This is a genomic window from Chitinophaga sp. SVR4-12A, assembly GCF_056754765.1.
This window is the reverse complement of the sequence record NZ_JBPGWP010000001.1, coordinates 2745555-2757249: the sequence shown is the minus strand read 5'-3', so window position 1 is coordinate 2757249 and position 11695 is coordinate 2745555. Positions and strand designations below refer to the sequence as shown.

Here is an 11695-nt window from a genome sequence, read left to right as displayed (position 1 = left end):
CAATCTGCTGGTATGCAAAGGATACTATATTTATTTTTAGCAGGGTGCCTGTTTGTAGCGGCCCCGGCCACGGCACAGGCAACGAAGCAACAGGATACGGCTTACATCCGCGTAGCGACGCAGCGTGCAGAGAAGATCGTAGCCACGCTCGGTTTGACAGACGCTGCTAAAGCCACACAGGTACGGGATATTATCGCAGGACAATATCGTGCCCTTAACGAGATCGATTCGGCCCCCGATACCACCGGTAAGGCGCAGCGGCTGGAAAAGCTGCACCATGATTATCTCGCGCAGCTCTCCGCCAGGCTGAACGAACAGCAGGTGAACCAGGTAAAGGATGGTATGACCTACGGCGTACTGCCGCTTACCTACAGGGTCTATACAGACATGCTGCCTGATCTTACAGCGCAGCAGCGGGCACAGATCATGGCCTGGCTGGTAGAAGCAAGGGAACATGCAATGGACGCAGGTTCCTCAGAGAAGAAGCATCAATGGTTTGGAAAATATAAAGGCCGGATCAACAACTATCTTGCTGCTGCTGGTATTAACATGAAACAGGCAGAGCAGGATTGGAAGAAAAGGCGGGAAGCAGGAGCGAAATGAAATTAACAAGTATCTTATTTACTGTTCTATTGGCTGTTAACGCGTACGCTCAGTCGCCTAAACAGCCAAAACCACTGCCGCCGGTAGCTTTAAATACCGGCGGCACGCTGGTTTATACACCCGACGCGCAAGGCAATCGTATACCCGATTTCTCTTATTGCGGTTATATGGCCGGAGAACAATCCATCCCGGATGTTCCGGTGCGCATAGTAGTGCCGTTGATAAAAGGGGATGCTACTGCAGCCATACAAGCAGCCCTGGACCAGGTAGCTGCCTTGCCGGCTGATAAACAGGGCATCCGCGGGGCAGTGCTGTTAGAGAAAGGAGCGTATGAAATTAACGGCAGCCTTAGCATCCGTGCTTCCGGGGTGGTACTGCGCGGCAGCGGTATGGGAGAAAAAGGTACCATACTTAAGGGTACAGGGTTTGACAGGCAAACGCTGATACGGATCACCGGTGTTAACAACCGTTCCCTCTCAGCGCCTGCAAGGATCACCAATGCTTATGTACCGGTGAACGCACGTACCTTACATGTAGACAATGCACAGCGGTTCAAAGCCGGTGATAAAGTGATAGTGCACCGACCCTGTACTATTGCATGGATCAGGCTATTGGGCATGGACCATTTTGGCGGAGGCATCACTGCCCTGGGCTGGAAACCCGGTGAGCGAGATATTGATTGGGACCGTATCATCACTGCGGTAGATGGCAATGCCATCACCCTGGACGCGCCCTTGACCACTGCATTGGATACCGCTTACGGTGGCGCCACAATAGCAGGATACCAGTGGCCCGGCCGTATTATGAATAGCGGTGTGGAGAACCTGCGTTGCCGTTCTGTTTACAATAAGGATAACGCTAAAGACGAGGACCATCGCTGGATGGCCATCACACTGGAAAATATATCTGATGCATGGGTACGACAGGTGACGTTTGAGCATTTCGCTGGTTCGGCAGTAGCGGTGCTGGAAACTGCCAAACGGGTAACGGTAGAAGATTGTATATCGCTCTCTCCCATATCGGAGATTGGTGGACAGCGCCGTTATACTTTCTTTACTACCGGTCAGCAGAGCCTTTTCCAGCGCCTGTATGCAGAACATGGCTATCACGATTTTGCGGTGGGATTTTGTGCGCCTGGCCCTAACGCTTTTGTACAATGCGAAGCGCACTTACCGTTTAATTTCAGCGGCGCCATTGACAGCTGGGCTTCCGGCGTATTGTTTGATATCGTAAATGTTGACGGACAAGCTATACGCTTCGGCAACCGCGGACAGGATGGGCAGGGCGCCGGATGGAGCGCCGCTAATAGCGTACTGTGGCAGTGCAGCGCTGCCAGGATAGATTGTTACCGTCCTCCCGGTGCTAATAACTGGTGCTTCGGCGCCTGGGCGCAGTTCCAGGGAGACGGCTACTGGGGAGAATCCAACGAACATGTGCAGCCGCGCAGCCTATACTACGCGCAGCTGGCGGAAAGGCTGGGGAAGAATGTACTGAAGCGCGCACAATTGCTGCCTATTGCATCAGAAGCTTCCAGCAGCCCCTCGGTACAGGTAGCGGCAGCGCTTAGCGCGGCGGCTGTCAATCCCCTGGTACAGCTAAAAGAGTGGATAGGGGAAGCTGCTGTTCGTAACCCCATCTCTGTAAATACAACAGGGATAAAAACGATGAGCGCTACTGCAACCTCCAACCTCAAACCTCAAACTTCAAACGCATTTGCACCTATGCACCTGTCTAAGGGCTGGTTAATGCGCGGTAATGCAGTGCTCACCGGTGGCCGCCATGAAGTGCCCTGGTGGCGCGGCAACGTACATCCTGATGGTATCAGGGAAGCCGTGCCGGACATCACCCGGTTTGTTCCGGGCCGCACGGGTACCGGACTTACAGATGATCTGCAGGAAGTGGCTACCTGGATGAAGGATCATCATATCGTAGCGCTGGAGCATAATTACGGTCTTTGGTATGAACGCCGCCGCGATGACCACGAGCGGGTGCGGCGGATGGATGGTGAGGTATGGCCTCCTTTTTATGAGCAGCCTTTTGCCCGCAGTGGACAGGATGCCGCCTGGGATGGTCTCAGCCGTTATGATCTGACTAAATACAATCACTGGTACTGGCAGCGCCTGAAACAGTTTGCCAACCTGGCAGATCAGCAGGGACTTGTATTGGTTCATCAGAACTATTTCCAGCATAACATCATTGAAGCAGGTGCGCACTGGGCGGATTGTCCCTGGCGACCTGCCAATAATATCAATAATACCGGCTTCCCGGAACCGCCTCCCTATGCGGGAGATAAACGCATTTTTATGGAGGCCCAGTTCTACGATGTAAGTCACCCGCTGCGGCGCAAACTGCATCGGGCGTACATCCGCCAGTGCCTTGAGAACTTTAAGGGTAATACTGGGGTCATCCAGCTGATCAGCCAGGAGTTCACAGGGCCCTTGTCTTTTGTACAGTTCTGGATCGATACGATCCTTGAATGGGAGAAAGAAACCGGTAAACAGGTAACAGTGGGGCTCAGTGTAACTAAAGACGTGCAGGATGCGATCCTTGCTGACCCGGTACGCTCGCGTGCGATATCAGTAATAGATATCCGTCAATGGCATTACCAGCCGGATAGCAGTGTTTATGCGCCGCAGGGCGGACAGCACCTGGCGCCTCGTCAGCATGCCCGTTTGCTCAAACCCAAACGCAGCACTTTTGCGCAGGTATACCGGGCGGTGCGTGAGTATCGTGATCGTTACCCTGCTAAGGCCGTTACCTATACTGCCAGCGCCTATGACGAACAGGCCTGGGCGGTATTTATGGCGGGTGGTTCCCTGGCAGGCATACCGGCTATGGCGGATACCGCTTTCCTGCAGGCAGCAGCAACGATGCATCCTGCAGAGGCGCCCACCGGAGAATACATACTGACTAATAACGGTAAAGAATATATTATTTACGGCACTGCCACTACGACAGCAGATCTTACCAACATGAAAGGCTCCTGCTCAGTACAGTGGATTAACCCGAAGGATGGCCATCTACTCAAAACGGCAACCGTGGCTGGCGGAAACAAGGTCACGTTGGATAATCCGGGGACAAACCCGGTAGTGATATGGATTAAGAAAGCATAGTTGCTTCTGCCTCCCTGTCATTGCGAAAAGCAGCGGGATAAGAGCGCAGGGCGGCGAAGCAATCTCCCAAACTAAAACCGAAGTATGACCAGAACTGTGATATTTTTATTGACCCTCCTCTCAGCAATGGCCTCCGCCTTTGCCCAATCTACTCGTCTTCAGGCACTGAAAGTCTCCGATAACGGGCGGTACTTTGTTACTTCCTCCGGTGCGCCTTTCTTCTGGCTGGGCGATACCGGCTGGCTGCTCTTCAATAAGCTTACCCGCGAAGAAGCAGAAAAGTACCTGGAGGATCGCCGCAGCAAAGGATTTAACGTGATACAGGTAATGGTGGTCCATAGCGCCGGACAGGTGAACGCCTACGGCGATGCTGCCCTGGAAAATAAAAACGTGGCCCACCCGCGCACTACGCCTGGCAATGCATTTACAGATACGCTGCAATATGATTACTGGGATCACGTGGATTACATCATTGATAAAGCAGCCGAGAAAGGCCTGTATATGGCCCTGGTACCGGTATGGGGCTCTAATGTAAAAGCAGGCCTTGTTACACAGGAGCAGGCGCGTATTTATACCGCATGGCTCGCGGAGCGATACAAGAACAAACCCAACATTATCTGGCTCAATGGTGGCGATATTAAAGGCAGCGATTCACTGGCGGTATGGAATACGATCGGCGCCACCCTGCACAAACATGATCCCGGACATATCGCTACCTACCACCCGCGCGGCCGCTTTCAGTCTTCCGAATGGTTCCATAATGAACCCTGGCTGCAGTTCAATATGTTCCAATCCGGTCACCGCAATTATGCACAGGATACTTCGGCAGGTGAACGGCATTACGGAGAAGACAACTGGCGTTACATACAGGCAGATTATCAACGTAAGCCTGTAAAACCTACCCTCGACGGAGAACCTTCCTATGAAGGCATTCCGCAGGGCCTGCATGATACCTTACAAGCCTTCTGGACGGCAGCCGATGTACGGCGTTACGGCTACTGGTCGGTATTTGCAGGCGGCGCCGGGTATACCTACGGTAACAATGCCGTTATGCAAATGCATAAACCCGGCGATAAAGATGGCAACTACGGCGTAAAAGGTTACTGGTACCATGCTATTGATGATGAAGGCGCCCGCCAGATGAAACACCTGAAAGACCTGGTGATGTCCCGTCCTTACCTCGAGCGTGTGCCTGATCAGTCTTTGATCGCCGGTAATCCCGGAGAGAAATACGATCATCTTCTCGCTACCCGCGGCAAACAGTACGCGTTCATTTATACCTATACGGGCCGCACTATGCAGGTGAACATGGGAAAGATTGGAGGTGATACAGTGAAGGCTTACTGGTTCAATCCGCGCAACGGCAATGTGACGCTGATCGGTAAGTTCCCAAACAAAGGCGTGACTACATTCGATCCTCCCGGTGTGCAGCAAAATGGTAACGACTGGGTGCTCATCCTTGATACATATATCCCAGGCCGCGGGGTTTATCTTTTTACTTCTTTCCGTGAACCGGCTACGGACGGACTTCATTTGTTGTACAGCGATGATGGCTACCATTGGTCAGACCTGGGCCGCTCGCTGTTGCAGCCTAATGTAGGCGATAAGAAATTAATGCGCGATCCTTCCATGGTGCAAGGCCCCGACGGCACTTTCCACCTGGTATGGACCAGCGGGTGGAAAGGTGATAAGGGCTTTGGCTATGCAAGCTCCAAAGACCTGGTACACTGGACGGAACAACGCGCCATCAATGTGATGGAACATGAGCCATCAACGGTGAATGTGTGGGCGCCGGAACTGTACTATGATAGCGAAACGCAACAGTATATTATTATCTGGGCTTCCACTATTCCGCACCGCTTTCCTAAAGGAGCGGAGGATGAGGACAATAATCATCGCCTGTACTATACTACTACCAAAGACTTTCAGACATTTGCCCCCGCAAAGTTATTCATGGATCCAGGCTTCAGCGTGATCGATGCAGTAGTGGTAAAACCCACTGCCGGGAAATATACGCTGGTGTTGAAAGACAATACCCGCCCGGAACGTGATATCAAAGTAGCTTCCGGTCCGCATGCCGCGGGGCCGTATACCAATGTTTCCCGCGCCTTTACACCTAATTTTACGGAAGGCCCCACTGTTGCGAAAGTGAATAATGAGTGGCTGATCTATTTTGACGCCTATCGTGATAAATACTATGGCGCTGTAAGAACAAAGGACTTCAAAACATTCACCGATATATCAGACCAGGTATATCTGCCGGTTGGTCACAAACATGGCACTATCGTTAAAGTGCCTGAGGCCATCCTGGATGGCTTGCTGGCCCCGCAACAGGATACCGTGCGTTACACGGGCGCCACCCGTGTAAATATCGATTATCATCATGGGCAGTTGTCACCCGCCATGGGTGTGCATAACATCCAGGTGCTCCGTGCCAACCGCGAGCATCCGGAACTGGCGGAAGGTACGGGCTGGACTTACAACCATGCACCCATGCTGGCATACTGGAATAATACTTTTTACCTGGAATACCTGAGTGATAAAATAGGGGAGCATATGCCGCCCGGGCAAACACTGCTGGCAACGTCTAAAGATGGTTATAAATGGTCAAAGCCTGTAGTGTTGTTCCCTCCTTATAAAGTACCGGATGGTACCCGGAAAGAAGGACATCCCGGCGTGGCAAAAGACCTGTATGCGGTAATGCACCAGCGTATCGGCTTCTACACGGCAAAGAGCCACCGCCTGCTGGCGATGGCGTTCTACGGCATCTGCCTGGACCTGGATGATGATCCCAACGACGGTCACGGTATAGGTCGTGTAGTAAGAGAGATCTTGCCGGATGGCAGCTTCGGCCCTATCTACTTCATCCGTTATAATGAGCACTGGAACACAAAGAATACTTCCTATCCTTTTTATACTTCCAGCAAAGACAAAGGATTTGTGGAAGCCTGTAATGAGCTGTTGGCCAACCCACTGGTGACCCAGCAATGGAATGAAGAAGCAGACCGTAACGATCCACTGATCCCGCTCAAAAAACAATACAAGGCCCTAAGCTATTACCATCTGCCGGATGGAAGGGTGGTAGGGCTCTGGAAGAATGCACAGACCGCTATCAGCACAGACGAGGGGAAAACATGGCCGCAATCTGCCGTGAGAGCGCCCGGTTTTGTGAACGCCAATGCAAAGATCTGGGGACAGCGTACTTCAGACGGCCGTTATGCAACTGTATATAATCCTTCTGAATACCGCTGGCCGCTTGCTATTTCGGTGAGCGAGAACGGCCTGGACTATACGAACATGCTGCTGGTGCATGGAGAAATATCTCCCCTGCGCTACACCGGCCATTTTAAGGATTACGGTCCGCAATATGTAAGAGGAATTGAAGAAGGCGAAGGCACGCCGCCCGATGGCAAGCTGTGGGTGAGCTACAGTATGAGCAAGGAAGATATCTGGGTAGCTTCCGTGCCAGTACCTGTAAAAGATAAAGCAGATGGACCTGTAAATGAAGTCTTCAAACAGATGGAGGCTGCAACAGCTTTGAATAACTGGAATATTTACAGTCCATGCTGGGCGCCTGTGAGAATGGAACAGACAGCTGCAGGGCAGGCCCTTGTGTTAAGAGATAAAGATCCTTATGATTACGCTAAGGCGGAACGTTTATTCCCGGCCACACAAACCGGTACCGTGGAATTTAGTGTAACACCGGGCCAGAAAAGTAAGGGCATGCTGCAGGTAGAGCTGCAGAATGCGAAGAACAATCCCGCCATCAGGCTGACCTTTGATACGGATGGCACCTTAAGGGCAAAGTCAGGCGCGAAGTTCAAGAACATCATGCCATACGAAGCCAGTGTTAATTATACTGTCCGCATCACCTTCAACACGGCCAACCGTTTCTATACCGTGAACATCAATGGTAAAGACGTGCTTACCCAGCTGACCTTTGCGCCGGTGGATGGCCTGGACAAGATTGTGTTCCGCACCGGTATGCCGCGCCATTTCCCGAATGCAGATACGCCGGCTATTCAGCCTGAAGATCTGCCCAATGCCGGTACTCCGCAAGAAGAGGCATCCTTTTACATTGGATCACTGAAAACAGAATAGCCGTGCAACGTTGGATGCTCGTCATATACACAATTATCATAGGGTTGCCGGTAATGAACGCAGCGGCGCAGAATGGCATACAGCTGCAGAACCTGCGTTGTGAAATGCGTAATGACCCTATGGGCATTGATGTGACGCATCCACGTTTAAGCTGGGAAATAACAGGTCCACAGCGGCAGATCATGCAAACAGCCTACCAGGTAGTGGTGGCCGCTTCTCCTGAGCAGCTGGCAGCCAATAAAGGTGAATGCTGGAATTCCGGTAAAGTATCCTCAGATCAGTCCATTCATATTCCATATGCTGGTAAGCCGCTGCAAAGCCGCCAGGTGTGTTACTGGAAAGTAAAGGTCTGGACCACCAAAGGAGAAAGTGCCTGGAGCGCGCCTGCACAATGGAGTATGGGACTGCTGGCTTCAACGGACTGGAAAGCTTCCTGGATAGGGATGGACCGCGCCTTCCCCTGGGACAGCGCCCAGAGTAAATTCTCCCGCCTCTCTGCCCGGTATTTCAGAAAAACGTTTGATACAAAGCCGGCTATTAAAAGGGCTACTGTATACATCTCAGGGCTGGGACTGTATGAGCTGTACCTGAACGGGCAACGCATCGGTAACCAGGTATTAGCGCCTGCGGCTACAGATTTCACCAAAGCAGTAAAGTATAATACATTCGATATAACAGCTGCGCTGAAGAATGGCAGTAATGCCATCGGCGTGGTATTAGGTAATGGCCTTTTCTTTACTATGCGGCAGGCTTATAAGCCGCAGAAGATCCGCACCTTCGGTTATCCCAAACTGTTGTTACAGCTGGAAATAGAATATGCGGACGGCCATCGCCAGACCATTGTCAGCGATCAAAGCTGGAAGGTGACCACGGATGGTCCTATCCGTACCAACAACGAATATGATGGGGAAGAGTACGATGCTACAAAAGAGATGCCCGGCTGGAATAACACTGGATTTGATGACAGCCGCTGGTTAAAACCAGCATTGGTGCAATCTCCCGGGGGTAAACTGGAAGCCCAGCTGAATGAGCCCATGCGCGTTATGGACACCGTGAAGCCTGTTGCTCTTTATCATACAAAGCCTGGAACCTATATCATGGACATGGGCCAGAACATGGTAGGCTGGCTGCAGATAAAAGCAAAAGGTCAGCGTGGCGATAGGATCACCCTTCGTTTTGCAGAAACCCTGCAGCCGGATAGCACGCTGTTTGTTGCCAACCTCCGTGATGCTAAGGTAACAGATGTGTATACCTTCAAAGGCGAAGGTGTGGAAACCTGGCATCCTGTTTTTGTCTACCATGGTTTCCGATATGTAGAAGTAACGGCGGCGGCTGCCCCCGAAGCAGAAGGTCATGTGATCTATGATGCGATTCCAACCACTGGTTCATTCCATTCTTCAGATACTACGCTAAACCAGATCTATCATAATGCTTACCGCGGCATTCGTGGTAACTACAAAGGTATGCCGCTGGATTGTCCGCAGCGTAACGAACGCATGCCCTGGCTGGGTGACCGTGCAACCGGGGCGCATGGCGAGAGCTTCCTCTTTGGCAATGCCAGTTTGTACGCCAAGTGGCTGGATGATATAGCCGGGTCGCAAACTCCTGAGGGCGCTATCCCTGATGTTGCTCCTGCCTACTGGCGTTATTATAGCGATAATGTCACCTGGCCTGGTGTTTACATCCTGGTGGCCAATATGTTGTATGAGCAGTTTGGCGATCAGCGTTCTATTGAAAAGCATTATGCGGCCATGAAGAAATGGCTGACTTACATGCAGGGCAAATACATGAAAGACTACATGGTCACTAAAGATAAATATGGTGATTGGTGTGTGCCCCCTGAATCATTACAGCTGATACATTCCAGGGACTCTACCCGCAGAACAGATGGCACGCTGTTGGCCACTGCTTATTACTACAAGCTGCTTACGCTGATGCAGCGGTTCGCCAGGTTGCTGGATAAGCAGGCAGATGCAAAGGCCTTCACTATGTTGTCAGACAGCATAAAGACTGCCTTCAATAAAAAGTTCTTTCATCAGGCATCTGCACAATACAGTAACAACACCGTTACCGCTAACCTGCTGCCGCTATATTTCGATATCGTCCCGGCTGACGCACGTACAGCCGTATTTGATAGTATGGCGGCTGCTATTCAGTATAAGTACAACACACATATCAGTACCGGTGTTATCGGAACCCAATGGCTAATGCGCAGTCTGACAAGAATGGGCAGGCCTGATCTGGCTTATCGCGTTGCTGCCAACCGCGACTATCCCTCCTGGGGATATATGGTGGAGCAAGGCGCTACTACTATCTGGGAACTGTGGAACGGCAATACTGCCAACCCGGGTATGAACTCTCATAACCATGTAATGCTGCTGGGCGATCTGCTGATCTGGTATTACGAGGATCTGGCAGGCATTCGTACGGCAACAGGTCATCCTGCCTTTAAACAGATAGTAATGCAGCCAGCGCTGCCGGAGGGCCTGCAAAAAGTAGATGCGTCTTTTCACTCCATGTATGGTACTATCGGTAGTAACTGGAAGCGGGAAAACGGCCGCTTTACCTGGAATATAAAAGTACCTGCCAATACAACAGCATTGGTCTATATACCTGCGCATAATGCCGCAGCGGTAAAGGAAGGCTCCAGGAGTGCAACGGCATCAGAAGGTGTACGCTTTCTACGCATGGAGAATGGCCGTGCTCTCTTTGAAGTAGGTGCTGGTGAATATTCCTTTGAAAGTGAAGTACTATAAAAAACGGAAAACTACCACTATGTATACACGAATTTTCAGCACCTGTATTTTAATGTTGACAGCTTTATTCGCTAATGGGCAGGCTGCCCGGGAGCGTACCTGGAAGAGGGGATCCTGACCGATGAATTTATTTTCGAAAAGGCGCCCTTTCCTTCCTGTCATGCTGCCACCATTGCCGAGACAAACAAAGGACTGATAGCGGCCTGGTTTGGCGGTACCAAAGAGCGTCATCCCGATGTAGGGATCTGGGTAAGCCGGAAAGATAAAAGCAGCAACAGCTGGACGGCGCCCGTGGAAGTAGCTAATGGTGTACAGGCAGATGGTAGCCGCTTTGCCTGCTGGAACCCGGTATTGTATCAAATACCTGGCGGCGATCTGTTGTTGTTCTATAAGATCGGCCCTAAAGTAGCTGCGTGGAAAGGCTGGATGATCCGTTCTAAAGATGGCGGCGCCAGCTGGTCGAAGCCCGCTGCCTTACCGGATGGATACCTGGGGCCTGTAAAGAATAAACCGGTGCTCTTAAGTAATGGTACGCTCCTGTGCCCTTCCAGCACAGAAGGCGATCGCTGGAGGATCCATTTTGAGCTGACAAAAGACCAGGGCAAAACCTGGGAGAAGATAGGTCCTGTTGACGGTGGAGACAGCTTTAATGCTATACAGCCCAGCGTGCTTTTCTATAAGGACGGTCGCCTGCAGATCCTGTGCAGAAGCAAGAACAGGGCAGTGCTGAAGTCCTGGAGCACTGATAATGGCCGTACCTGGTCTCCGCTGGATTCGACCACATTACCTAATAACAATTCAGGCACTGATGCAGTTACCCTCCATGATGGCCGCCAGCTGCTGGTATATAATCACGTGCTGCCGCCAGCTGGTCAGGCTAAAGGTCCGCGTACGCCCTTGAATGTATCCGTATCAGATGATGGTAAAGTATGGAACGCGGCACTGGTCCTGGAAGACTCGCCTGTCAGCCAGTATTCCTATCCTTCTGTGATCGTTGGCGCTGATAGTTTTATTCATATCGTGTATACCTGGCGTCGCGAACGGATCAAGTATGTAAAGATAGACCCTGCAAAACTGCAGGTGACAAAGATTGAGAACGGCCAATGGCCTTTATAATATTGA

Annotated in this window: 5 protein-coding genes; all 5 read left to right on the top strand. The window is 51.5% G+C overall.

Annotated elements, in window-relative coordinates:
- Positions 1–12: 12 nt before the first annotated feature.
- The 5 genes from ACR9Y8_RS11175 (at position 13) to ACR9Y8_RS11155 (ending at position 11689) form a co-directional block, all read left to right on the top strand.
- Positions 13–603 (top strand): DUF3826 domain-containing protein, encoded by a 591-nt coding sequence (locus tag ACR9Y8_RS11175; protein WP_481213346.1) that lies wholly within the window; start codon positions 13–15, stop codon positions 601–603.
- 29 nt (positions 604–632) lie between these two features.
- Positions 633–3716, top strand: a complete 3084-nt coding sequence (locus tag ACR9Y8_RS11170) for a DUF6298 domain-containing protein (protein WP_481213345.1) — start codon at positions 633–635, stop codon at positions 3714–3716.
- 84 nt (positions 3717–3800) lie between these two features.
- A complete protein-coding gene (locus tag ACR9Y8_RS11165) occupies positions 3801–7817 on the top strand; it encodes an apiosidase-like domain-containing protein (protein WP_481213344.1) in 4017 nt (1338 codons plus the stop codon).
- Positions 7818–7819: 2 nt separating this feature from the next.
- On the top strand, positions 7820–10573 hold the full coding sequence (locus ACR9Y8_RS11160) for an alpha-L-rhamnosidase (protein ID WP_481213343.1): 2754 nt from the start codon (positions 7820–7822) through the stop codon (positions 10571–10573).
- A 99-nt stretch (positions 10574–10672) separates the two neighbouring features.
- Positions 10673–11689, top strand: coding sequence for a sialidase family protein (locus ACR9Y8_RS11155; protein ID WP_481216222.1), 1017 nt, complete (start codon positions 10673–10675; stop codon positions 11687–11689).
- Positions 11690–11695: the final 6 nt, after the last annotated feature.

Excerpts from the sequence above, each read along its gene's own strand:
- ACR9Y8_RS11175 (WP_481213346.1), top strand. The coding sequence starts at position 13 with ATGCAAAGGATACTATATTTATTTTTAGCAGGGTGCCTGTTTGTAGCG.
- ACR9Y8_RS11165 (WP_481213344.1), top strand. The coding sequence starts at position 3,801 with ATGACCAGAACTGTGATATTTTTATTGACCCTCCTCTCAGCAATGGCC.